A 24,342-nucleotide genomic window follows, 5' to 3' on the forward strand; every position below is an offset into this window, starting at 1 on the left:
AGGGCCGAAAATCGGCCCTCAGAAATAAATGCGTTAACCTGACTTAAGCATAGTCGCTCATCGGCACACACGAACAGAACAGGTTACGGTCGCCAAAGACATCATCCAGGCGCTTCACCGTCGGCCAGTATTTATTGTGTCCGCCTGCCGGGAACACGGCCAGCTCACGGCTGTAGGGATGCGACCATTCTCCGATGACTTCCGTTTGCGTATGAGGCGCATTGACCAGAGGGTTATCCTCAAGTGACCACTCTCCCTGCTCAACCCGACTGATTTCCATGCGAATCGCCAGCATGGCATCAATGAAACGGTCCAGTTCGATTTTGCCTTCCGATTCTGTCGGTTCCACCATGAGCGTTCCGGCTACCGGGAATGACATGGTCGGCGCATGGAAGCCATAGTCGATCAGGCGTTTAGCAATATCCAGCTCACTGATACCGGTTTGCTCTTTTAACGGACGAATATCGAGAATACATTCGTGCGCCACGCGACCATCGCGTCCTGCATAAAGAATGGGATAGGCCGATTTCAGGCGGCTGGCAATATAGTTAGCGTTAAGGATCGCGACCGAACTGGCCTGCTTTAGTCCTTCTGCCCCCATCATGCGGATATACATCCAGCTGATAGGCAGAATGGATGCGCTGCCAAATGGCGCGGCGGAGACGGCGCCCTGCTGCGTCAGCATGCCATCAATCTGCACCACGCTGTGTCCCGGAACAAACGGGGCCAGATGGGCTTTCACGCCGATCGGTCCCATTCCCGGGCCGCCACCGCCGTGCGGTATGCAGAAGGTTTTGTGCAGGTTGAGGTGCGAAACATCTGCGCCGATGTAGCCTGGCGTGGTGATGCCCACCTGCGCATTCATGTTGGCACCATCAAGGTAAACCTGACCACCATGCTGATGCACGATCTGGCACACCTCACGGATGGTTTCTTCATAAACACCGTGGGTGGAGGGATAGGTCACCATAATGCATGACAGTTTATCGCCGGCCTGAGCCGCTTTTTCACGCAGGTCGCCAAGGTCGATATTGCCCTGTTTGTCACAGGCTACCACCACGACATCCATGCCTGCCATCTGCGCTGAGGCCGGATTGGTGCCGTGCGCCGAGCTGGGAATCAGGCAAAGATGACGTTCACCTTCACCACGGCTTTCGTGGTAACGACGAATCGCTAACAGTCCGGCATATTCCCCCTGCGCGCCCGAGTTAGGCTGCATGCAGAGGGCATCGTAACCGGTCAGCTGTACCAGCCACTGTGAAAGCTGCCCTATCATTTGCAGGTAACCCCCCGCCTGTTCTGCCGGGCAGAACGGATGCAGTTCGGCAAATTCAGGCCAGGTGATGGGGATCATCTCGGCGGCCGCGTTGAGTTTCATGGTGCAGGAACCCAGCGGAATCATCGCCTGATTCAGTGCCAGATCTTTTTTCTCCAGGCTGTGCATATAGCGCATCATCTCAGTTTCACTGTGATGACGGTTAAACACCGGATGAGAGAGAATTTCACTTTTACGCTGCTGCCCGGCCGGAACCGACTGGCTGTCAGCCGCGACCTGGCTGTCGAGTTGGTCGATATCCTGACCGTGTTCATCACCCAGCAGAATAGCGAACAGCGTGCTGATGTCTTCACGGCGCGTGGTTTCATCCAGCGTGATGCCGACTGCATTATGAATGTCGCTACGCAGGTTAACGCCAAAACTCAGCGCACGGTTAAGCACGCCCGCTTTATCTGCAACCTCTACCGTCAGCGTGTCAAACCAGTGGCTATGACGCAGTTTCAGCCCACCACGCTGGAGTCCGGCAGCCAGAATATCGGTGAAGCGATGGATACGCGACGCAATACGTTTCAGTCCAACCGGCCCGTGGAACACCGCATACAGCCCCGCGATATTGGCCAGCAGCACCTGTGAAGTACAGATGTTGGAGTTGGCTTTTTCACGACGGATATGCTGCTCGCGGGTTTGCATCGCCATACGCAGGGCGGTATTGCCTGCCGCATCGCGGGAAACGCCGATAATACGGCCTGGCATAGAGCGCTTGTGCTCGTCGCGGCTGGCGAAGAAGGCGGCATGAGGCCCTCCATAGCCCATTGGCACACCAAAGCGTTGGGCGGAACCAAATACAATGTCCGCCCCTTGTTTGCCAGGCGACTCAAGCAGCACCAGCGCCATAAAGTCGGATGCCATGCTCACCACCACCTTGCGCGCTTTCAGCTCGTTAATCAGGTGGGTAAAGTCGTGTACTTCTCCGGTGGTGCCGACCTGCTGTAGCAGCACACCAAACAGGTTGTCGTGATCCAACGCTTTGGCCGGACTATCGATAATCAGGTCAAAGCCAAAGGTTTCGGCGCGGGTACGCACCACATCCAGCGTTTGTGGATGAATATCGTCAGCGATAAAGAACCGGTTGGCATTTTTCAGTTTGCTGATGCGTTTTGACATCGCCATCGCTTCAGCGGCGGCGGTGGCTTCGTCCAGCAGTGAAGCGGAGGCAATGTCCATGCCGGTCAGATCAATCGTGACCTGCTGAAAGTTAAGCAGTGCCTCAAGGCGGCCCTGTGAGACTTCTGGCTGATAGGGGGTATAAGCTGTGTACCAGCCCGGATTTTCCAGCATGTTACGCAAAATTACCGGCGGCGTGATCACCGCACTGTATCCCATGCCAATCCAGGATTTATAAAGCAGGTTTTGTCCGGCAATGGCCTTTAACTCAGCCAGCGCCTGTTGTTCAGTTGCGGCATCGCCAACAGCGGGCGGGCCTGGCAGCTGAATGTCGGCGGGGACGATAGAACCAATCAACGACGCCAGAGAGCTGGCACCGATCGCCTCCAGCATGACGGCCTGTTGTTCTGGCGACGGACCAATATGGCGCTCGATAAAGGCACCGTTGTGTTCAAGCTGGCTGAGAGTCTGAGTCATGAGCTGTAAGTCCTGAATCGGGCTGGGGAACAGAGAATGCAAGTCAGATATGTGCGGCCCCGATAAGAGGCCGCACAACGATTACTCGTCGATGGAGGCTTTATAAGCATCCGCGTCCAGCAGCGAGTCAATTTCGGACTCATCGCTGGCTTTGATCTGGAATAACCAGCCACCGTCATAAGGCTCGCTGTTCACCTGTTCAGGGGAATCGTTCAGGGAATCGTTCACTGCCACAATTTCACCGCTGACGGGCGCATAAATATCTGAAGCGGCTTTGACCGATTCGGCGACGGCGCACTCTTCTCCGGCAGAGAAGGTGGCACCGACCTCAGGCAGGTCAACAAACACCATATCGCCCAGTAACTCCTGCGCATGTTCGGTGATACCAACGGTATAGGTACCGTCCGCATTTTTGCGCAGCCATTCGTGACTGTCGCGGTATTTCAACTCTGCTGGCACATTGCTCATCGCCATTTCTCCTGTAATTATATGTTACTGCGCAACCGGTTTTCCGGCGCGAACGAAAATCGGTTTAGTGACTTTTACAGGCATTTCACGGTTACGGATTTCAACAATCGCGTTCTCACCGATACCTGCCGGCACGCGGGCCAGGGCAATGCTATAACCCAACGTAGGGGAGAAAGAACCGCTGGTGATCACACCCTGCTGCATCTGACCCTGTTGATCGGTAAAACGTACCGGCAAGCCGTTACGCAGTACGCCTTTTTCCGTCAGAATCAGCCCAACCAGTTTTTCAGTGCCCTTTGCTCGCTGGCTTTCCAGCGCTTCACGTCCAATAAAGTTGCGGTCAGTTGGCTCCCAGCTAAGCGTCCAGCCCATATTGGCCGCCAGCGGTGATACGCTCTCGTCCATTTCCTGACCGTAGAGATTCATGCCCGCTTCCAGACGCAAAGTATCACGTGCGCCCAGTCCCGCAGGTTTGACGCCTGCGCTCAGCAAGCGCTGCCAGAACGCGACGGCTTCGGCGGCAGGGAGCGCAATTTCATAGCCCGCTTCGCCCGTATAGCCGGTGGTGGCGATAAACAGCTCTCCGGCTTGTACGCCAAAGAAGGGTTTCATGCCCTGCACCGCCTGGCGCTGCGCATCGCTGAATAACGTTTGCGCTTTTTGCTGGGCCTGCGGGCCTTGTACAGCGATAAGCGCCAGATCGTCACGCTCTGTTAACGCGACGCCGTAACCCTGGGCATGCTCACTGATCCAGGCCAGATCTTTTTTACGCGTCGCGGAATTGACCACCAGACGGAAAAACGTCTCGTCCATAAAATAAACAATCAAATCGTCAATCACGCCACCAGAGGCATTCAGCATGCCGGTGTAGAGCGCTTTGCCCGGCTGGGTCAGTTTGGCGACATCGTTTGCCAGCAGGTAGCGCAGAAACTCGCGCGTGCGCTCACCTTTCACATCAACAATCGTCATATGCGACACATCGAACATGCCGGCATCGCTGCGTACAGCATGATGCTCATCCATTTGCGAGCCATAGTGCAACGGCATCATCCAGCCGTGGAAATCCACCATACGCGCGCCATTTGCCTGGTGCTGTTCAAACAACGGTGTGTGCTGAGTCATAACTATCCTGTGCAGAAACGAGTGAGTTTGAAACTACGCCGCCATGTTGCCGACGCAAACGTTCTCTTTGCCTTGACGTTACCACCGAACCTGACGATTAACCATAAGCAAAGCGAGGTCGAAAGACGTTGCACAGCCTAACCAGGGAGAAAGGCAAACAGGACAAAAAACTGTAATTTTGTGATTAGCCACGCAATAAATACGCCATGGTGATTTATACGCAGCAATTTTATGCGCGAAGCCTGGCAGGATGTTAAAAAAATAGCGGGACGAAAAGGCGCAGGGATAAAAAAAAGTAATGCGAAACATCAGGCAAAATTAGAATAAATCAAATGAGGCGCAATCAGGGTGCAGCACTGCATTTTTATGGTGCAGCGGATTAAGGCGATAAAAAAAAGCCAGCACGAATGCTGGCTTTTCGCTGCAGGATGGCGTTAGCGAAGCCACTCTGGCATATCATTCAGGCCCATTGCCTGACGGAGCATCATCGGCTTCACGCCCGGCAAATTATCGGCTAATTTCAGGCCCAAATCGCGAAACAGCTTCCTGGCAGGATTGTTGCCTGCAAACAATTCACGGAAGCCCTGCATCCCGGCCAGCATCATTGCTGCACTGTGTTTACGACTGCGCTCATAGCGGCGCAGATAAAGGTGCTCCCCAATATCTTTGCCCTGCTGATGCAGACGGCGAATTTCGCCGATCAGCTCTGCGGCATCCATGAATCCCAGATTGACGCCCTGCCCTGCCAGCGGATGAATGGTATGCGCCGCATCGCCCACCAGCGCCAGTCGGTGAGCGGCAAAGTTACGTGCATAACGTGCCGTCAGCGGGAAACACTTGCGTTCCCCTTCCAGCTCGCACAGCCCCAGCCGCATATCAAACGCGACGGACAACTGTTGATTGAACAGCGACTCTGGCATGGCTTCCAGGCGGCTGGCTTCCTGAGGTGAAAGCGACCAGACGATTGAGCAAAGATGCGGATGCTGCATGGGCAGGAACGCCAGAATGCCATCGCCGTGAAAAACCTGACGAGCCACGCCGCCATGGGGCAAGGCTGTACGAATATTCGCCACCAGCGCATGGTGGTCGTAATCCCAGAAGGTCAGGGGAATGTCGGCTTTGTTACGCAACCAGGAGTTGGCTCCGTCCGCCGCAACCATCAGCCGCGCGCTCATCATGCTGCCATCTTGCAGCGTAATAAAGGCTTCATTATCGCCAAATGCCACTTGCTGTAGCTGTGAAGCAGCCAGTAACGTGACATCACTGCAGTTGCTGGCGCGCTGCCACAGGGCGGTGTGGATCACGGGATTTTCGATGATGTGCCCAAGATGCGCCAGACCCTGCTGCTCGCCATCAAATGCGATCGCGCCAAAGCTGTCACGCTCCCAGACTTCCATCGCCTGATAAGGACTGGCGCGGAGGGACAAAATAGTTGACCAGACATCCAGCTTTTGCAAAAGACGTTCACTGGCCGCATTAATCGCGGATACGCGCACAGAGGGAGATGCGCCTGCATCAAATTGCGGCTCGGCCGACTGTTCCAGCACGGCAATGCGTAATCCGCTCCCTTGCAGACCGCAGGCCACTGCCAGCCCTACCATTCCGCCGCCAGCGATCACCACATCGTAAGTTTGCATCAGTGCCTCTCAGTTAACGCTTAACCCAGCCGAGCGTACGCTCAGCCAGAAGATTTCTCAGCCACGGCAGATGATCCATTGCCAGCAAGCCCAGGTTGCGCCCGACGACCAGCGGCGCATGACGATTAGCAAACAGACGTACCAGCCCGTCAGTGATGCCCACGGTAATGGCCCGGTCCTGTTGGCGACGTTGCTGGTAGTGCTGCAAAACCCCGTAGCTACCGGGATCTTGTTGCTGCCGATGTGCATTGGCCAGGGTTTCAGCCAGTGACATCACATCCCGCAGACCCAGGTTAAATCCCTGACCGGCTATCGGATGCAGCGTCTGCGCAGCGTTTCCGACGGTGACTACACGATGGGAAACCGCAGGATTGGCCTGCTGTAACGCCAACGGATAAACATCACGCTTGCCGGTATGGGTGAATTTGCCCAGCCGCCAGCCAAAGGCGCGCTGAAGCTGGCTGAGGAATACCTCGTCGTTCCAGCTTTCTACCTGCGGGCGCTGCTCCAGCGGATGGCACCACACCAGCGACAGACGGTTGTTTGACATTGGCAGCAGCGCCAGGGGACCAAACTCGGTAAAGCGTTCAAATGCCCGGCCCTGATGAGGACGCTCACTGGTGACGTTGGCGATAAGCGCCAACTGCTGATAGGCCTCTGTCTGCCACTGAATGCCGCAGGCGGCAGCAACGGCAGAACGGGTGCCATCAGCGGCCACCAGTACCTCGCCTTCCAACTGCTCACCATTATCAAGCGTAACCTGCACGCGTTCCTGGGTACGGGCCACCTGAGTTACGCGTGACGGACAACGCAGTGTGACGCCAGGTGCCTGCTTAAGCTGCGTAAACAGCTGCTGTCCTACGTCGAATAACTCAACCACGTGCCCCAACGCGGGAATCGCATAATCGCTGGCGGCCAGGGATACAAAACCGGCATGACCGCGATCGGAAACATGGATAGTGGTGATGGGTGTCGCACAGGGTGAAATACGCTGCCAGAGATTGATATCAGCAAGTTGCTGGGAGGTGCCCGCAGACAGCGCGATCGCACGCCCGTCATAGCCCGGATGCGTGCGGCTGGCAGGTTCGCTGCTTTCAATCAGCGTCACGGGCAGTGCGCCCTGTGTCAGGTGTGAAATCGCCAGCGCCAGCGTGGCGCCGGTCATTCCACCACCGGCGATAAGAATGGTCATACCGCGCGTGCCGCCGCCATCAGTGCCTCAATGGCATCGGGATCTTTCACCACGCTGTCGGTAAGATTCTCGTTACCGTTTTCAGTAATCGCGATGTCATCCTCAATGCGGATGCCGATACCGCGGTATTCCACAGGCACATCCGCATCTGGCGCGATATACAGCCCCGGCTCAACCGTGATAACCATGCCCGGTTCCAGGATACGATCGCGGCTTGGCGTGCCGTAGTGCCCCACATCGTGGACATCCAGACCTAACCAATGGCCCAGGCCGTGCATAAAGAATTTGCGATGCGCGTCTTCGGCGATGAGTGCATCCACCTCGCCCTGCATTACGCCCAGCTCAACCAGTCCAGTGACCATAATGCGCACGACGTCATCATTGACCTCGCGGATGCTGACGCCAGGACGGAATCGGGCAAGTGCCGTTTCTAAAGATTTGAGTACGATATTGTAGATAGCCCGCTGCGGCGGGCTGAACTTGCCATTAACCGGAAAAGTCCGGGTAATATCGCCCGCATAACCCTGTAATTCGCATCCCGCATCGATGAGCACCAGGTCGCCATCCTGCATCTCACACTCATTTTCGGTGTAGTGCAGAATGCAGCCGTTTTCACCGGAGCCTACGATAGTGTTGTAAGACGGGAAGCGCGCACCATGACGGTTAAATTCGTGATGAATTTCGCCTTCAAGATGATATTCAAACAGGCCTGGACGACAGGCTTGCATGGCGCGAGTATGTGCCAGCGCACTGATCTCGCCTGCGCGACGCAACAGCGCAATTTCTTCAGGGCTTTTAAACAGGCGCATCTCATGCACCCAGGGACGCCAGTCAGTCAGGCTAGCCGGTGCACTCAGATTCTGGCGAAAGCCCTGACGCAGTTTATCCAGCGCACTAAACACCAACTTGTCAGCCTCAGCATACTGGCCCTGCGCGTGATACACCTCATCCAGACCGTTCAGCAGCAGGTGGAGTTGTTCACCGATATCGTTCCATGGCAGAGCACGATCCACACCCAGTTTAGCGGGCGCCGCGTCCTGTCCCAGACGGCGGCCAAACCAGATTTCTGCAGTCAGGTCGCGCACACGATTAAACAGCACGCTGTGATTGTGGTTCTCATCACTTTTGATCAGTACCAGTAACGCCTGCGGCTCATTGAAGCCGGTGAAATACCAGAAGTCACTGTTCTGACGGAACGGATATTCACTGTCGTTACTGCGTGTTACTTCAGGCGCGGCAAAGATTAACGCTGCGCTGCCCGGAACCATTTTCGCTAACAGCGCCTGACGGCGTTGCTGGAAATTTTCCAGTGAAATCATGTCTGCACTCCCTGTTGAACTCAGATATCTGGCTTAGTGTAGCGTTGGCTTTTGTACTTCTGGTGCGGTCGGTTGCGGGCGCGTGAAGGTATCGTGACAGAGTAGCGCAGCAACGCGAACATACTCGATCACCTCTTCCAGCGACTGCTCGAGTTCTTCCTGATCTTCGTCTTCGTCATAGCCAAGCTGAGCAATCGTGCGCAGATCGTCAATGGCCTCACCCGTTTCGCCGGTGACCTTATCCAGTTTAGGCTGGGTTACGCCCAGGCCAAGTAAAAAATGATTCACCCAGCCCGCCAGAGCATCAGCACGGTCAAACACCGTGATGTCATCATCGCCAGGCAGCATCAGTTGAAAAAGAAAGCCATCGTCCTCAAGCGCAGTAGCAATGCTGGCATGCAGAGACTGCAGTGGCTGAGACAGCGTTTGCGAAAAAGCCATGCCTTCATTCGCGAGATCATGGACCAGCGTTTTCCAGCTGTTATCCTGATTACCGCCACACAGGATGCCGCTAAGCAATCCGTGCATTTCCGCGGGCGTCATACCGACGCCGTGGTGTGAGAGCGCCGCCGCCAGCGCGTTGTAATCGGGGGTTGCGTTCTGTGAAGACATCATTTTTCATCGTCGTTGGCTGTAAGAGTTCGTGGTATGCTACCACTAGCTGCCTCAAGGTTTCCAGAAAAGGGGTTGTATCTTATTTCTCAGGTCTATATAGTTGCCCGCCTCCCAGGCCATTGAAGGCTAAGGGGAATGGCGAGCCAGGTAATCAGTCAGGAAGGTGGCATGTCTGCACAACCGGTAGATTTACAAATTTTTGGTCGTTCTTTGAGAGTAAATTGTCCGCCTGAACAGCAAGATGCGCTGAACGCGGCGGCAGAAGATCTCAATCAACGGTTGCAAGATTTAAAAGTTCGCACTAGAGTCACAAATACAGAGCAACTGGTGTTCATTGCCGCGTTAAACATTTGCCATGAACTGGCACAAGAGAAAGGTAAGACGCGTGACTATGCTGCTAATATGGAACAACGAATCCGTATGCTACAGCAGACAATTGAACAGGCATTAGTTGAGCAGGGTCGCATAACCGATCGCGAGGATGCGAAGTTCGAATAACACTTCATGGTCGCTGTGCTACACTGACGGTGAAGTAAATTTTCTCTGAGATGTTTGCAAGTGGGCCAGTCCCCTGAGCCGATATTTCATACCAACAGAATGTGACGCTCCGCAACCTGTGAGCATGCTCGGTCCGTCCGAGAAGCCTGATGGTTGCGACGGCATGTTCACCTTGAACCAAGGGTTCAAGGGTTACAGCCTACGGCGGCATCTCGGAGATCTCCTTTCTGGTAGTACTGCTTTATCTCCCACCAGGCATGATATAATGCGTCGCTCAAGCGACCTTGTCTGGGGGAAACCATGTCAGAACCCTCTTTGCTACCGCGACAGGACATCCGTCAGCATGTTCGTCATTTACGTCGCGCACTCAGCCCCGAACAGCAACACGCTGCAGCCGATCAGCTTGCGGAACACGCGATTAACGTTGCGCCGATTGCCGACGCCAGCAACATAGCGCTGTTTTTGTCTGTTGATGGCGAAATCAATACACGACCACTTATCGCAAAGCTGTGGCAGCAAAACAAACGGGTTTATCTGCCGGTTCTGCATCCCTTTGCTGCCGGTCATTTGCTTTTTCTTCGCTATACGCCGGAAACACAGTTAATCCAAAATAAGCTGCGCATTCCCGAACCTCCGCTCGATATCCGCCATCTGGTTACACTTGATAAACTGGACGTAATGATGGTGCCGCTGGTGGCATTTGACCGCACCGGGCAGCGTTTAGGCATGGGCGGCGGTTTCTACGACCGCACTTTACAGAACTGGAAACAGCACGGATTCCTACCGATTGGGGTTGCCCACGATTGTCAGTTGGTTGATGTGCTACCTGCTGCGGCCTGGGATATCCCCCTGCCCGCCGTACTGACGCCGTCTAAACTCTGGCTATGGGATGAATAAACCCAGGCACGCTCGTGCGCCTGGGTTTATGACAGCGATGGATTAGTACAGCAGACGGGCGCGGATAGTACCCGGAATAGCCTTCATGAGCTGCAGGGCTTTCTCAGCCAGTTCATGCTCGGCGTCAACGTCAATCACCACATAACCCATCATCGGCGAGGTTTGCAGGTACTGAGCGGCAATATTGATGCCCTGCTCAGCAAAGATCTGGTTGATCGCGGTGAGGACGCCTGGGCGGTTCTCATGTATATGCAGCAGACGACTGGCGCTCACGCCGTGCATCGGCAATGAGACTTCAGGGAAGTTAACGGCGGACAGCGTTGAACCGTTATCCGAGTATTTAGCCAGCTTACCTGCGACTTCAATACCAATATTTTCCTGCGCTTCTTCGGTAGATCCACCGATATGCGGCGTCAGGATAACGTTGTCGAATTCGCTCAGTGGTGAAATGAACGGATCGCTGTTGGTCGCAGGCTCGACCGGGAATACGTCAATAGCGGCTCCGCCAACCTGCTTACTTGCCAGCGCGTCACACAACGCCGGAATATCCACTACGGTGCCGCGTGAGGCGTTTATCAGCAACGCACCGGGTTTCATCTGCGCCAGTTCATTGGCAGAGATCATATTTTGCGTGGAGGCGGTTTCAGGTACATGCAGGCTGACGACATCGCTCATGTTCAGCAGTTGCGTCAGGCTACGAACCTGTGAAGCGTTGCCGAGCGGCAGTTTGTTTTCAATATCGTAGAAATAAACGTGCATGCCCAGGCTCTCAGCCAGCACGCCCAGTTGCATACCGATATGACCATAGCCAATGATGCCGAGCTTTTTACCGCGCGCTTCAAATGAGCCCTTGGCAATTTTATTCCAGACGCCGCGGTGCGCCTTCGCATTCGCTTCCGGTACACCACGCAGCATCAGCAGCATTTCGCCAATAACCAGTTCGGCAACAGAGCGCGTATTGGAGAAAGGCGCATTAAACACCGGGATACCGCGCTTAGCGGCCGCATTTAAATCAACCTGGTTCGTTCCGATGCAGAAACAGCCCACAGCCACCAGTTTTTCTGCAGCGGCAAAAATCTCTTCGGTCAGTTGGGAACGGGAACGGATACCGATAAAATGCGCATCGCGAGCGGACGCTTTCAACGCCTCGGCATCCAGTGCGCCTTTGTGGAATTCAATATTGGTGTAACCTGCAGCACGGAGGTTTTCCAGCGCACTCTGATGGACACCTTCCACCAGCAGGAACTTAATTTTGTCTTTTTCCAGTGATACCTTTGCCATTTCCCAACCCTATTCAGAATTCAACGAGGACTGAACGCCGCCAGCCGTCTGTCAAAATATCAAAAAAATCGCCTGCGGCAATACAAACGATTGCCTGCCCGTCAGCATGGCCGGGCTCAGAGGGCGTACTTTGCCAGACAAAATCATGGGTTGGCCGCATCGGAAAGAACGAACCCGCTGCCGATGACGGTTATGTGACATAAGTCACCAAATTTTGACCTGGTAAGAAAAGTTTTTTAAATCAAAAAAAAGCGGGCGCCGTTCAGCGCCAGGCGCATTATTTTTTGAGAGTTTTGACGCCGTCCGGCCCACCAATCAGTGCAACGTCTGCGCCGCGCGTCGCAAACAGCCCAACGGTGACCACACCGGGCAAGGCGTTGATGGTTTTTTCCAGCTCAATGGGATTGAGAATACGCAGATTGTGCACATCAAGAATGATATTGCCGTTGTCGGTCACTACATTCTGACGATATTCAGGTAAGCCCCCCAACTTCACCAGTTCACGCGCAACATAACTGCGCGCCATCGGGATGACTTCAACCGGTAGCGGAAAGCGTCCAAGCACATCCACTTCTTTGGATGCATCGGCGATGCAGATAAACTTTTTGGCCACTGCAGCGACGATTTTCTCACGCGTCAGCGCAGCGCCACCGCCTTTAATCATCTGCATTTGTGGGTTAATTTCATCGGCACCATCGACATAAATGGCCAGGTCATCGATTTCGTTCAAATCAAACACCTGAATGCCCAGGCTTTTCAGCTTTTGCGTTGAGGCTTCGGAACTGGAAACGGCACCGTCAATCTGATGTTTAATGCTTGCGAGCGCATCAATAAAGTGGGCGGCAGTAGAACCTGTTCCAACACCGACGATTGTACCGGGCTGGACATAATCAAGTGCAGCCCAACCAACAGCTTTTTTCAGTTCATCCTGGGTCATGATATGTTTAGAACCTGTGCGATAAGGAATTGCGCGTAGTATAAAGCAAGGCTTGCTGAAAATGCTCGGATGCATTGGGCGGATTTAATGCTTTGGAAGCCAGCCCACAAAAATTTCCCCGACATTGCCGTTGGCACTTTTGTGGCATAGTGACGTCCATCCTGAAGGAGAGAGAAAAATAATGAAACGCCCTGACTACAGAACGCTTCAGGCGCTGGACGCAGTGATACGTGAACGCGGCTTCGAACGTGCCGCGCAAAAGCTGTGCATTACGCAATCTGCCGTATCGCAGCGCATTAAACAGCTGGAAAACCTGTTTGGTCAGCCACTGTTAGTTCGCACCGTGCCGCCTCGCCCTACCGAGCAAGGTCAAAAACTGCTTGCGCTGCTGCACCAGGTTGAGTTGCTGGAGGAAGAGTGGCTGGGCGATGAAATCAGCGGGACAACGCCGCTGCTGCTGTCGCTGGCGGTGAACGCCGACAGTCTGGCAACCTGGCTGTTGCCCGCATTAAAAGACGTACTGGCCGATTCGCCGGTGCGTCTGAACCTTCAGGTTGAGGATGAAACCCGCACTCAGGAACGCCTGAGACGAGGCGAAGTGGTTGGCGCAGTGAGTATCCAGCCGCAACCGCTGCCCAGTTGTCTGGTGGATCAACTGGGTGCCCTGGATTATTTGTTTGTGGCCTCAAAGGATTTCGCAGATCGCTTTTTCCCCAACGGCGTAACGCGTTCCGCCCTGCTTAAAGCGCCAGCGGTGGCCTTTGATCATCTGGATGATATGCATCAGGCCTTCTTGCAGCAGAACTTTGATTTATCTCCGGGCAGCGTTCCCTGCCATATCGTCAACTCATCCGAAGCGTTTGTGCAGATGGCGCGGCAGGGATCGACCTGCTGTATGATCCCTCACCTGCAGATTGAACGCGAACTGGCAAGTGGCGAGCTCATCGATCTCACGCCGGGGCTGTATCAACGTCGGATGCTGTACTGGCACCGTTTTGCGCCAGAAAGCCGGCTGATGCGTCGGGTAACGGATGCGCTGATTGCCCATGGCCATCGGGTGCTACGTCAGGATACGGCGGAATAGCGGGCGGTCGACAGATCAAGCGCTAAAGGCCAGGAAAAACGAGCTGGCTGAAGGTTGTGTGCCAAACGTCTAATCTTTGCCGCCGCAAAAGTTGGGCGTTGCAGTGAGAAGGTGTAGTTGTGAAAGCGGCACGGCGTTAATGGCCGTCAGGGCATTTTTCAGAAGGCAATACGCAGCGCTGAGCAGAGGGAATCCACCCGGATTTACCCGCAAGGATGCGGGTAAAAGGCACAGCCGGCACAGCGTTGTGCCGGCTGTGCCGGTCCGTCAGGTTGATGAGCGATGTGAAGGAACCGCATCAGCGGCGCAAGGACCGCCTGGCAAACATTGCCCCTGATGGCTTAACCACAACACCGATAACGGCTTACTGTGCCGTATTCGGTTTCATCTCAAACACCACATCCACCTGGTCATCAAAGTTGATGCTTTGCTGATCGTAGGTTTCCTGCGCAGACGTATCTGCCGCAGCCGAGGCTTTAAACATGCGGTTCATGGGCATTGGCTGATAGTTTGCGACCTGATAACGAATGCTGTAGATCGGGCCCAGTTTGGCATTAAAGCCTTCAGCCAGTTCAGCGGCCTGTTGGGTCGCATTCTTAATCGCGGCTTTACGCGCCTGCTGCTTGTAGCTCTCTGGATTGGCGACGCCCAGTTCGACACCGCGCACTTCGTTCAGACCGGACTTCAGCGCACCATCAAGGAGATCGTTCAGCTTGTCCAGCTGACGAACGGTGACCTGCACCTGACGCACCGCACGATAGCCTTTAAGCTGCGATTTACCGTCTTTGGTGTAGTCATACTCTGGCTGCGTCGTCAGGTTCGCCGCTTCAATGTCTTTTTTCTCAATACCGTTTTTTTGCAGGAAATCAAAATATTGCGCTACGCGACTATCGACCTGCTTTTTTGCTTCAGCGGCATCTTTCGATGAGACATTCACCACAATTGACAGCGTCGCGATATCCGGGCGGGCATCTACGGTTGCCTTACCTGACGTAACAACATGGGGTCCGTTCGGCAGTTCGTCAGCCTGTACGCTCAAAGGCAATGCCCCTGCGCTCATCATCGCGGCAAGCGCCAATGCTTTCAGTTTCATGAAAGTCCTCCTTGAAAAGGTCAGTTCGATGGCTTCCAGTATATGAAGCCCACAAGCGCATCATATTACGCCTTGGTTGGAGTGGAGATTATGGCAAAAGTTCGGCAGATTGACCTTAATAACCGGTTTTCGTTTACCTTTTGGTCAAAACCCAGAGATGACCTGTCGGGCAAGCTGAAACGCAATAAACCACATTACCGCCCCAACCAGCAGGTTAATGATGCGCTGAGCACGCGCCGTTTGCAGTAAAGGCGCGAGCCACGCAGCCAGCAGCGCCAGACCAAAAAACCAGATTACCGAGGCGCTGATGGTGCCCAGTGCAAACCACTGTCGCGCCGTCGTTCCTTGCAACTGACCACCAAGGCTGCCCAGCACCACAAAGGTATCAAGATAAACATGCGGATTCAGCCAGGTCACCGCCAGCATCGTCGCAATAATTCGCCCTCTGCTTTGCGTTTCGTGCATCCCTGATGCCAGTTCAATATTGCGGCTAAACGCCGTACGCAAGGCTCCCCAGCCGTACCACAGCAGGAAAGCAACGCCTGCACAGGTAATCATCATCAGGAGCAGTGGCGATTGATTCAGTAGCGCGCTGCCACCAAAAATGCCCGCACAGATTAAGGCGATATCACTTAGCGCACAGAGCGCCGCCGTCATGAGATGATACTGACGCTTTACGCCCTGGTTCAGCACAAAGGCATTTTGTGGGCCTAACGGCAGGATGAGCGCAGCCCCAAGAGCAAGCCCTTGAAAATAAATGGTTAACACAGGATGTTATTCCTTACATCGGTGAGATGCAGGGATTATAGAGAGCGGTTTGGATTAGCGGAAATTGAAAAATTTAATCTGCCATTAACGAAATTAATGGGCGGCACGGGCCGCCCATCGCACGACTTACTGGGTCGCGGTCACGTCGCTGTCTGGCTGTTTAACCTGATGCAAGTGTACATCCATTTGTGGATAAGGAATGCCGATGCCTTTGCTGTCCAGCGCACGCTTGAAGTTCTTCAGCAAATCCCAGTAGACGTCCTGCAGATCGCCGCTATTACTCCAGCAACGAACAACAAAGTTAAGCGAAGATGCGCCTAATTCGTTCAGGCCAATCTGGATGCCACGATCTTTTAATACGCGCTGATCGGCTTCAACGACATCACGCAACAGAGCAATCACCTCATCCACATCGGCTTCATAAGCCACTCCGACGATAAATTCATTACGACGCACAGGCTCACGCGAAAAGTTAACGATATTGCCGCTGATGATTTTACCGTTCGGCACCACCACAATTTTGCCATCGGCGGATTTCAGGGTAGTAGAGAAGATTTGTACATTGAGTACGGTCCCCATTACGCCGCCCAGATCGACGAACTCGCCGGTACGGAACGGACGGAAGGTGACGAGCAGCACGCCAGCCGCTAAATTGGAGAGCGAACCTTGCAAGGCCAAACCGACTGCCAGACCAGCGGCACCCAGCACCGCGATGACCGAGGCCGTTTGCACTCCCACACGACCCAGCGCAGCAATAACCGTAAAGGCGATAACGCCATAGCGTACCAGAGCGGAAAGGAAATCGGCGACGGTGGCATCAATATGGCGCGCGCGCAGCAGCCGATTAACCGTGTTTGAAATCACCCTGGCAATGATCATGCCGACAATGATAATGGCAATCGCCGCCACGATATTGACGGCATAGCTCAGAATCAGTGCCTGGTTATGCACCAGCCAGCCACCGGCACTGTTGATGCCATTAACAACATTCAAGTCTTCCATTTGTAAGCCCTGTTGATGGTTCCCCCTACGGGGGAAAAACAAAAACTGCCAGATGTAATCCGACACCCAAGGGTTAAGGGTAATCAATTATTTAGCCAGGCGCCAAAATGAGTGACATATTAAGACGGCTTTGCACAATTACTCATCAGTGCCCCAGAAGCCACGGTTTTGCTCACTGCACATGGCTCAGGATATTAATGAGCCTGCCGAAAGGATCGCGGACATAAAAACGACGGACGCCCCACGCTTCTTCCGTAAGCCCATATTCCACTGTTAGCCTCGCGGCGACAACGCGTCGGTACACCTCATCAAGATTATCGACCTCAATGGACAAGTCCGGCACAGGCGTGCCTGCACCGCCTTCCAGCGCAATGCTGAGCTGGGGCGCCATAGCATTCTCCGCAGCCCAGGTCACAATCCATCCGTGATCCATGACCAGTTTCAGGTCGAGAATGTCACCATAAAAGCGTTTAGCTTCTTCCGTATTTTTGCCCTGAATATTCGCGACGATGCGTTTGACTGCCATAAAATCGCCCTCACCTGTTAACTCAGAGACAAAGCATACCGGGGACGGTGCGATGAGGTTGTGACAGCCGGTCAGAAAGTGTCGCCCTGTAAGAAGAAATGAAACCGGGGGTAAGCGGAAAGGATAAAAAAAGTCCCGATCGGACGATCGGGACTGCGTCATTCATCCGACGTTCTGGCGAACTCAGACGAGTGCGTTGTGATGCTTACAGAACGTCAACGGCGTTGAGTTCTTTGAACGCCTGCTCCAGACGCACCACCATGGATGCCTGAGCAGAGCGCAGCCATACACGTGGATCGTAGTATTTCTTGTTTGGCTTGTCTGCGCCTTCTGGGTTACCCAGTTGCGCCTGCAGATAGCCTTCGTTCTTTTTGTAGTACTGCAGGATACCGTCCCAGGTTGCCCATTGGGTATCGGTATCGATATTCATCTTGATCACGCCGTAGCTGATAGACTCTTCGATTTCTGCAGCAGATGAACCTGAACCACCGTGGAACACGAAGTCCAGCGCGTTGTGCGGCAGACCGTGTTTTTCACAAACGTATTTCTGTGAATCACGCAGAATCGTTGGGGTCAGTTTTACGTTGCCTGGCTTGTAAACGCCGTGCACGTTACCGAAGGATGCCGCAATGGTGAAACGCGGGCTGATCGCATTCAGTTTTTCGTACGCGTAGTTTACGTCTTCTGGCTGGGTGTAAAGTGCAGAAGCGTCCATATGGCTGTTATCTACGCCATCTTCTTCACCACCAGTGCAGCCCAGTTCGATTTCCAGGGTCATGTCGATTTTCGCCATGCGCGCCAGGTATTTGCTGCTGATTTCGATGTTTTCTTCCAGTGACTCTTCAGACAGGTCGATCATGTGAGAAGAGAACAGTGGCTTACCGGTTTTCTTGAAGTGCTCTTCGCCCGCGTCCAGCAGGCCGTCGATCCACGGCAGCAGTTTCTTGGCGCAGTGGTCGGTATGCAGGATAACCGGCACGCCGTACTGTTCAGCCATCAGATGCACGTGATGTGCGCCAGAGATAGCACCGAAAATCGCTGCGCCCTGTGGCTTGTCTGTTTTAAAACCTTTACCGGCGATGAATGCAGCACCACCGTTGGAGAACTGTACGATAACCGGCGCTTTTACTTTCGCGGCAGCTTCCAGTACAGCGTTAATTGAGTCGGTGCCGACGCAGTTGACCGCTGGCAGAGCGAATTTGTTCTCTTTCGCTACTTTGAAGATCTTCTGAACGTCATCACCAGTGACAACGCCGGGTTTTACGAAATCAAAAATTTTAGACATGATTGTGTCCTGTTTCGTGACCGGTTATCCCCAATACGGGGACAGCGATTTAAACGCCCTGTTTCGGGCGAGTTTTCAGGCGATGCCGCAGGGCATCGCCCCCAAAGGATTACTGCTTCGCACGCTCTTCCAGCATGGCTACGGCAGGCAGTTTTTTGCCTTCAACGAACTCAAGGAAGGCACCGCCGCCGGTAGAGATATAGGAGATTTTGTCTTCGATCCCAAACAGATCGATGGCAGCCAGCGTATCACCGCCGCCTGCCACTGAGAATGCGTCGCTGTCTGCAATCGCGTTTGCCACAATTTCGGTGCCTTTACGGAAGTTCGGGAACTCAAACACGCCAACCGGGCCATTCCACAGGATGGTTTTGGCATTCTTCAGAATGGTTGCCATGGCCTGAGCAGTTTCGTCGCCGAAGTCCATAATCTCTTCGTTATCTGCGACTTCTGAAACCTTTTTCACGGTTGCCGGGGCAGTTTCAGAGAATTCCGTGCCAACACGGGAGTCGGTTGGAACAGGAATACCATATTGATCGCGCAGGCCTTTTGCCGCTTCAACGAAGTCTGGCTCGTACAGCGATTTGCCCACGTTGTTGTCGATCGCGACAAAGGTATTCGCAATGCCACCGCCGACAATCACGGTATCGGCAATCTTCACCAGCGACTGCAGCACATCGAATTTGGTCGATACTTTAGAACCCCCCACCACGGCCACCAGCGGACGCTCAGGGCTTTTCATCACTTTACCCAGCGCTTCCAGTTCAGCAGACAGCAGTGGACCCGCACAGGCGACAGGCGCAAATTTACCAACGCCGTGCGTCGATGCCTGGGCGCGGTGTGCGGTACCAAATGCATCCATCACAAAGACGTCGCACAGCGCAGCATATTTCTTAGACAGCGCTTCGTCGTCTTTCTTTTCGCCTTTGTTAAAGCGCACGTTTTCCAGCACCACCAGTTCACCTGCGCCGATGTCGACACCGTCAAGGTAGTCTTTCGCCAGGGTAACCTGAGTACCGTTCAGTTTTTCTTTCAGGTAATTCACTACTGGCAGCAGTGAGAATTCTTCGTTGTATTCACCTTCGGTCGGACGACCCAGGTGAGAGGTAACCATCACTTTGGCGCCCTGTTTCAACGCCGCTTCGATAGTTGGCAGTGAAGCACGAATACGTGCATCCGACGTCACTTTCCCTTCTTTCACTGGTACGTTGAGATCGGCGCGAATTAATACGCGTTTGCCAGCAAGATCCAGATCGGTCATCTTAATTACGGACATGGTGAACCCTCTCGTTGATTCTCATAAGTTTTGCCAGACGCAAACCGCGTCTTACCTGAAACCGCTTGCGGCCATCGCTAACGTTGTGTCGAGCATTCGGTTAGCAAAGCCCCATTCGTTGTCACACCAGACCAGGGTTTTGATCAGATGCTGACCGCTGACCCGCGTTTGTGTACCGTCCACAATGGCACTGTGCGGATCATGGTTGAAATCTACTGAGACTAACGGCAATTCCGTATAGTCAACTATACCACGAAATGCCCCTTCTGCCGCGCTTTGCAACAAGGTGTTAACCTCGCGGGCCCGTACGGGCTGGCGTACAGAAACGCTGAGATCAATGGCTGTCACGTTGATCGTCGGCACGCGAACCGCGATGGCTTCGAAGCGATCGTTAAATTTCGGAAAAATACGCGTAATGCCCGCCGCCAATCGGGTATCGACCGGGATGATAGACTGACTGGCCGCACGCGTACGGCGCAGATCGCTGTGATAAGCGTCAATCACCTGCTGATCGTGCATCGCCGAATGGATGGTCGTTACCGTGCCCGACTCAATACCAAAGGCGTCATCCAGCAGCTTAATCACCGGAATGATGCAGTTGGTGGTACAGGATGCATTAGAGACAATACAGTCCGTTTGTTTCAGCTCCTGCTCGTTGACGCCGTACACCACGGTTGCATCAAGATCGTTACCACCCGGATGGGAAAACAGGACTTTTTTCGCCCCCGCACGCAAATGGGCTTCGCCATCGTCGCGGGAACCGTAAACGCCGGTACAGTCCAGCACCACGTCAACGTTAAGCTCGCGCCAGGGCAGCTCATCCAGTCCGGCCTGGTGCAGAATGCGAATAATATCGTCCCCGACCCACAGCTGGTCACGCTCCTGACGGACATCCAGTGCAAAACGTCCATGGCTGGTGTCGTACTTCAGCAGGTGCGCCATGCCTGCGGCTTCAGCCAGTTCGTTAACCGCCACCACCGTAATTTCAGCGCGGCGCCCCGTTTCATACAGTGCACGCAACACGTTGCGTCCAATGCGACCAAAGCCGTTTATCGCTACCCGAATGGTCATCTTTCTCCTGCCAAACCAGACTGAAAAAAAGGTGCTGATAGCCTGAGCGTTTCGCTGCATTTTGTACAGGAGATTCTTAGCCCGGGACAGAGCAAAGCGGCCCAAACTGAAACGGTTCAGCTAGGATAATGGAAGGAAGGAATAACGGGAATGATTGCGATCAAGCGCGCTGCTTATTTTTGGATCTACGTCACAAAAACGGGCAAAAAATCGCTATTACTGGAGGAATAATTTGGTTAATAAGGGGACGGATTCCGCCCCCTTTAATCAGAAGGCAGGCGCGTATTCACTCGCCTGCCTCTCTTTACTATGCCAGCAACGCTTTGGCTTTCGCTACCACGTTATCTACCGTGAAGCCAAAGACTTCAAACAGCTTCTCAGCCGGCGCTGACTCACCAAAGGTAGTCATGCCGATGATTGCGCCGTTCAGACCGGTATATTTAAACCAGTAATCTGCAATACCGGCTTCAATCGCAACGCGTGCGGCAACGGCTTTTGGCAGGACCGATTCACGATATTCAGCCGACTGTTTGTCGAAGGCATCGGTAGAGGGCATGGATACCACACGTACCTTACGGCCTTCATCGGTCAGCTTCTGATACGCGGCTACAGCCAGTTCAACTTCGGAACCGGTGGCAATCAGGATCAGCTCTGGCGTGCCTGCGCTGTCTTTCAGCACGTAACCGCCACGCGCGACGTTTGCCAGCTGCTCCGCTGTACGATCCTGCTGTGCCAGATTCTGGCGAGAGAAGATCAGTGCGCTTGGGCCGTCTTTACGCTCAATGGCATATTTCCACGCAACCGCCGATTCAACCTGGTCACACGGACGCCACAGGCTCATGTTTGGCGTGGTGCGCAGGCTTGCCATCTGCTCTACCGGCTGGTGAGTCGGGCCATCTTCGCCCAGGCCAATGGAGTCGTGGGTATAAACCATGATCTGACGGATTTTCATCAGGGCAGCCATACGGGCGGCGTTACGCGCATACTCAACAAACATCAGGAAGGTTGCGGTGTAAGGCAGGAAGCCACCGTGCAGCGCCAGACCGTTAGCAATGGCGGTCATACCAAACTCACGCACGCCATAATGGATATAGTTACCGGCTGCGTCTTCATTGATTGGCTTAGAACCTGACCAGATGGTGAGGTTACTTGGTGCCAGGTCAGCAGAACCGCCCAGATATTCTGGCAGGATTTTACCAAAGGCTTCGATAGCATTTTGTGACGCTTTACGGCTGGCAATTTTCGCCGGATTCGCCTGTAACTGCTCGACAAACTTCTGCGATTCCTGCTGCCAGTTAGCTGGCAGGTCATTGCTCATGCGGCGGGTAAACTCAGCGGCCAACTCAGGGAAAGCTTTAGCATAGGCTGCAAATTTGGTATTCCACGCCGCTTCTTTGGCCTGGCCCGCTTCTTTAGCATCCCACTCAGCATAAATATCTGAAGGAATCACGAAAGGAGGATATTCCCAGCCTAACTGCTTACGGGTCAGTGCAATTTCGTCATCGCCCAGTGGCGCGCCGTGTGAGTCATGGGTACCGGCTTTATTCGGTGAACCAAAACCAATAACGGTTTTGCACATCAGCAGTGAAGGCTTGTCGCTAACGGCTTTCGCTTCTTCAATCGCTTTGGCGATAGCATCGGCGTTGTGACCATCTACGCCGCGTACCACGTGCCAGCCGTACGCTTCGAAGCGCTTAGCGGTGTCATCGGTAAACCAGCCGTCAACGTGACCATCAATTGAAATGCCATTGTCATCATAGAATGCCACCAGCTTGCCCAGCTTCAGCGTACCCGCCAGCGAGCAAACCTCGTGTGAAATGCCTTCCATCATGCAGCCGTCACCCATAAAGACCCAGGTATTATGGTCTACGATGTCATGGCCCGGACGGTTGAACTGCGCTGCCAGCGTGCGTTCAGCAATGGCAAAACCCACCGCGTTAGCAATGCCCTGCCCCAGCGGACCGGTGGTGGTTTCCACGCCGACGGTATAGCCGTACTCAGGGTGACCCGGCGTTTTAGAGTGCAGTTGACGGAAGTTTTCCAGCTCACTGATCGGTAAATCGTAGCCGGTCAGGTGCAGCAGGCTGTAAATCAGCATGGAGCCGTGGCCGTTAGACAGCACAAAACGGTCACGATCGGCCCAGTGTGGGTTGGTTGGGTTATGATTGAGATAGCCGCGCCACAATACTTCGGCGATATCCGCCATGCCCATCGGGGCACCCGGGTGTCCCGATTTAGCTTTTTGCACTGCATCCATACTTAACGCGCGAATGGCGTTGGCAAGATCTTTACGAGAGGGCATCTTCTACTCCAGTTCGGATTAATGATTTGCGCCTTAACCTGTTGTAATTAATCAGCTATCGGGCAAAGCACGGGGAAAAGTTTCACCACAATGTACATGAAAAACGGGGCAAAAGTAATGTGGTAAAACGCTAAATGTTCCCGCTTCGTCTGGCTTTTCCAGTAATGTCTGCTAGCAAAATGGCCTATCGCGAACTATAACCTGTTGGTTCAACCACCTGGCGCAGATTCAGGTGATTGTTTTTTATCTTGTTACTTATGGGACGACAGAATGAAAATTCAAAAAACGGCACTGGCTCTGGGCCTGGTTGCATTGCTAAGTGGTTGTGAAGGCGTAAACAGTGATGGTCTGCTGCAGTCGGGCGCACAGGCTTTCCAGGCTTACACCCTGAGCGATGCTCAGGTTAAGCAGCTCAGCGATCAATCCTGCGCCCAGATGGACAAAGAAAACCAGGTGGCACCGGCTGACAGCGAATACCAGCAACGTCTGAACAAAATCGCTGCGGCGCTGGGTGACAACATCAATGGCATCCCGGCGAACTACAAGGTTTATCAGACCAAAGATGTTAACGCATGGGCCATGGCCAACGGCTGCATCCGCGTCTACAGCGGTCTGATGGATATGATGACCGACAATGAGGTCGAGGCGGTGCTGGGCCACGAAATGGGCCACGTTGCGCTGGGCCATACGCGCAAAGCGATGCAGGTCGCCTTCACCACGACGGCAGCACGTACCGCGGCAGCTTCGGCTGGCGGGATCATTGGTTCGCTGTCACAGTCACAGTTGGGTGATTTGGGCGAAAAACTGGTGAATGCGCAGTTCTCGCAGACGCAGGAAACACAGGCCGATGACTACTCCTACAGCCTGCTGAAGAAGCGCGGTATTGATCCCGTTGGGCTGGCAACCAGCTTTGAAAAACTGGCAAAACTGGAGAAGGGCCGTCAAAGCTCTATGTTTGACTCGCATCCTGACTCGGAAGCCCGTGCTCAGCACATTCGCGATCGCATTGCCGCAGACGCTAAATAACGCGTTATCAGAGGGATAACACTGAGGTT

21 protein-coding genes and 1 other RNA gene are annotated in these 24,342 nt (G+C 54.0%); 5 read left to right on the top strand and 17 right to left on the bottom strand.

From position 1 onward, the window contains the following. Positions 1 to 43: 43 nt before the first annotated feature. The 7 genes from gcvP to A6A26_RS22575 all read right to left on the bottom strand — a co-directional run bounded on the left by gcvP (position 44) and on the right by A6A26_RS22575 (position 9,267). Positions 44 to 2,917 carry an aminomethyl-transferring glycine dehydrogenase gene (gene gcvP, locus A6A26_RS22545; protein WP_063880810.1) on the bottom strand — a complete coding sequence of 958 codons (2,874 nt, stop codon included), beginning with the start codon at positions 2,915 to 2,917 and terminating at the stop codon, positions 44 to 46. An 81-nt stretch (positions 2,918 to 2,998) separates the two neighbouring features. Next, complete coding sequence (gene gcvH, locus A6A26_RS22550) at positions 2,999 to 3,385, bottom strand: glycine cleavage system protein GcvH (protein WP_063880811.1); 387 nt, start codon at positions 3,383 to 3,385, stop codon at positions 2,999 to 3,001. A gap of 24 nt (positions 3,386 to 3,409) precedes the next feature. Beyond that, positions 3,410 to 4,507, bottom strand: coding sequence for a glycine cleavage system aminomethyltransferase GcvT (gene gcvT / locus A6A26_RS22555; protein ID WP_063880812.1), 1,098 nt, complete (start codon positions 4,505 to 4,507; stop codon positions 3,410 to 3,412). A gap of 434 nt (positions 4,508 to 4,941) precedes the next feature. Further along, the gene (ubiI, locus tag A6A26_RS22560; protein ID WP_063880813.1) at positions 4,942 to 6,144 is read right to left on the bottom strand and encodes an FAD-dependent 2-octaprenylphenol hydroxylase; all 1,203 of its coding nucleotides are present in this window, start codon (positions 6,142 to 6,144) and stop codon (positions 4,942 to 4,944) included. A 13-nt stretch (positions 6,145 to 6,157) separates the two neighbouring features. Next, positions 6,158 to 7,336 (bottom strand): 2-octaprenyl-6-methoxyphenyl hydroxylase, encoded by a 1,179-nt coding sequence (gene ubiH, locus A6A26_RS22565; protein WP_063880814.1) that lies wholly within the window; start codon positions 7,334 to 7,336, stop codon positions 6,158 to 6,160. Beyond that, positions 7,333 to 8,655: a Xaa-Pro aminopeptidase gene (pepP, locus tag A6A26_RS22570; RefSeq protein WP_082875221.1), complete on the bottom strand. Its 1,323-nt coding sequence runs from the start codon at positions 8,653 to 8,655 to the stop codon at positions 7,333 to 7,335. The genes ubiH and pepP overlap by 4 nt, the downstream gene beginning before the upstream one ends. Positions 8,656 to 8,688: 33 nt before the next feature. Continuing rightward, on the bottom strand, positions 8,689 to 9,267 hold the full coding sequence (locus tag A6A26_RS22575) for a YecA/YgfB family protein (RefSeq protein ID WP_063880815.1): 579 nt from the start codon (positions 9,265 to 9,267) through the stop codon (positions 8,689 to 8,691). Between the two features lie 171 nt (positions 9,268 to 9,438). On the opposite strand from A6A26_RS22575, the gene zapA reads away from it, so the two are divergent. The 3 genes from zapA (at position 9,439) to A6A26_RS22590 (ending at position 10,665) form a co-directional block, all read left to right on the top strand. Beyond that, positions 9,439 to 9,768: a cell division protein ZapA gene (gene zapA / locus A6A26_RS22580; RefSeq protein ID WP_063881246.1), complete on the top strand. Its 330-nt coding sequence runs from the start codon at positions 9,439 to 9,441 to the stop codon at positions 9,766 to 9,768. A gap of 39 nt (positions 9,769 to 9,807) precedes the next feature. Next, positions 9,808 to 9,991, top strand: a non-coding RNA gene (gene ssrS, locus A6A26_RS22585) — 6S RNA. 77 nt (positions 9,992 to 10,068) lie between these two features. Beyond that, on the top strand, positions 10,069 to 10,665 hold the full coding sequence (locus A6A26_RS22590) for a 5-formyltetrahydrofolate cyclo-ligase (RefSeq protein ID WP_063880816.1): 597 nt from the start codon (positions 10,069 to 10,071) through the stop codon (positions 10,663 to 10,665). Between the two features lie 42 nt (positions 10,666 to 10,707). Here the strand turns inward: A6A26_RS22590 and serA are convergent, their stop codons facing one another. Both serA and rpiA read right to left on the bottom strand, forming a co-directional pair. After that, positions 10,708 to 11,946, bottom strand: a complete 1,239-nt coding sequence (serA, locus tag A6A26_RS22595; RefSeq protein WP_063880817.1) for a phosphoglycerate dehydrogenase — start codon at positions 11,944 to 11,946, stop codon at positions 10,708 to 10,710. Between the two features lie 277 nt (positions 11,947 to 12,223). Then, the gene (gene rpiA / locus A6A26_RS22600; protein WP_063880818.1) at positions 12,224 to 12,883 is read right to left on the bottom strand and encodes a ribose-5-phosphate isomerase RpiA; all 660 of its coding nucleotides are present in this window, start codon (positions 12,881 to 12,883) and stop codon (positions 12,224 to 12,226) included. 181 nt (positions 12,884 to 13,064) lie between these two features. On the opposite strand from rpiA, the gene A6A26_RS22605 reads away from it, so the two are divergent. Then, positions 13,065 to 13,967 (top strand): LysR family transcriptional regulator ArgP, encoded by a 903-nt coding sequence (locus A6A26_RS22605; RefSeq protein WP_063880819.1) that lies wholly within the window; start codon positions 13,065 to 13,067, stop codon positions 13,965 to 13,967. 364 nt (positions 13,968 to 14,331) lie between these two features. Here the strand turns inward: A6A26_RS22605 and A6A26_RS22610 are convergent, their stop codons facing one another. From A6A26_RS22610 to tkt, 8 genes are all read right to left on the bottom strand, one after another. Next, positions 14,332 to 15,060 (bottom strand): oxidative stress defense protein, encoded by a 729-nt coding sequence (locus tag A6A26_RS22610; RefSeq protein WP_063880820.1) that lies wholly within the window; start codon positions 15,058 to 15,060, stop codon positions 14,332 to 14,334. Between the two features lie 144 nt (positions 15,061 to 15,204). Next, positions 15,205 to 15,828: an arginine exporter ArgO gene (gene argO / locus A6A26_RS22615; RefSeq protein ID WP_063880821.1), complete on the bottom strand. Its 624-nt coding sequence runs from the start codon at positions 15,826 to 15,828 to the stop codon at positions 15,205 to 15,207. Between the two features lie 126 nt (positions 15,829 to 15,954). Next, the gene (gene mscS / locus A6A26_RS22620) at positions 15,955 to 16,830 is read right to left on the bottom strand and encodes a small-conductance mechanosensitive channel MscS (protein WP_063880822.1); all 876 of its coding nucleotides are present in this window, start codon (positions 16,828 to 16,830) and stop codon (positions 15,955 to 15,957) included. Positions 16,831 to 17,002: 172 nt separating this feature from the next. Next, on the bottom strand, positions 17,003 to 17,356 hold the full coding sequence (locus A6A26_RS22625) for a VOC family protein (protein ID WP_063880823.1): 354 nt from the start codon (positions 17,354 to 17,356) through the stop codon (positions 17,003 to 17,005). Between the two features lie 205 nt (positions 17,357 to 17,561). Continuing rightward, complete coding sequence (gene fbaA / locus A6A26_RS22630; protein WP_013027074.1) at positions 17,562 to 18,641, bottom strand: class II fructose-bisphosphate aldolase; 1,080 nt, start codon at positions 18,639 to 18,641, stop codon at positions 17,562 to 17,564. A 109-nt stretch (positions 18,642 to 18,750) separates the two neighbouring features. Then, the gene (gene pgk / locus A6A26_RS22635; RefSeq protein WP_063880824.1) at positions 18,751 to 19,914 is read right to left on the bottom strand and encodes a phosphoglycerate kinase; all 1,164 of its coding nucleotides are present in this window, start codon (positions 19,912 to 19,914) and stop codon (positions 18,751 to 18,753) included. 51 nt (positions 19,915 to 19,965) lie between these two features. After that, positions 19,966 to 20,985, bottom strand: coding sequence for an erythrose-4-phosphate dehydrogenase (gene epd, locus A6A26_RS22640; RefSeq protein ID WP_063880825.1), 1,020 nt, complete (start codon positions 20,983 to 20,985; stop codon positions 19,966 to 19,968). Between the two features lie 307 nt (positions 20,986 to 21,292). After that, entirely contained in the window at positions 21,293 to 23,287 is a 1,995-nt protein-coding gene (gene tkt / locus A6A26_RS22645; RefSeq protein WP_063880826.1) for a transketolase, read from the bottom strand. A 270-nt stretch (positions 23,288 to 23,557) separates the two neighbouring features. On the opposite strand from tkt, the gene A6A26_RS22650 reads away from it, so the two are divergent. Continuing rightward, on the top strand, positions 23,558 to 24,313 hold the full coding sequence (locus A6A26_RS22650) for a metalloprotease LoiP (protein WP_063880827.1): 756 nt from the start codon (positions 23,558 to 23,560) through the stop codon (positions 24,311 to 24,313). The last annotated feature ends 29 nt before the right edge of the window (positions 24,314 to 24,342 follow it).

Origin of the sequence: Pantoea sp. OXWO6B1 (genome assembly GCF_001641135.1) — a bacterium.
Taxonomy (GTDB): domain Bacteria; phylum Pseudomonadota; class Gammaproteobacteria; order Enterobacterales; family Enterobacteriaceae; genus Pantoea; species Pantoea allii.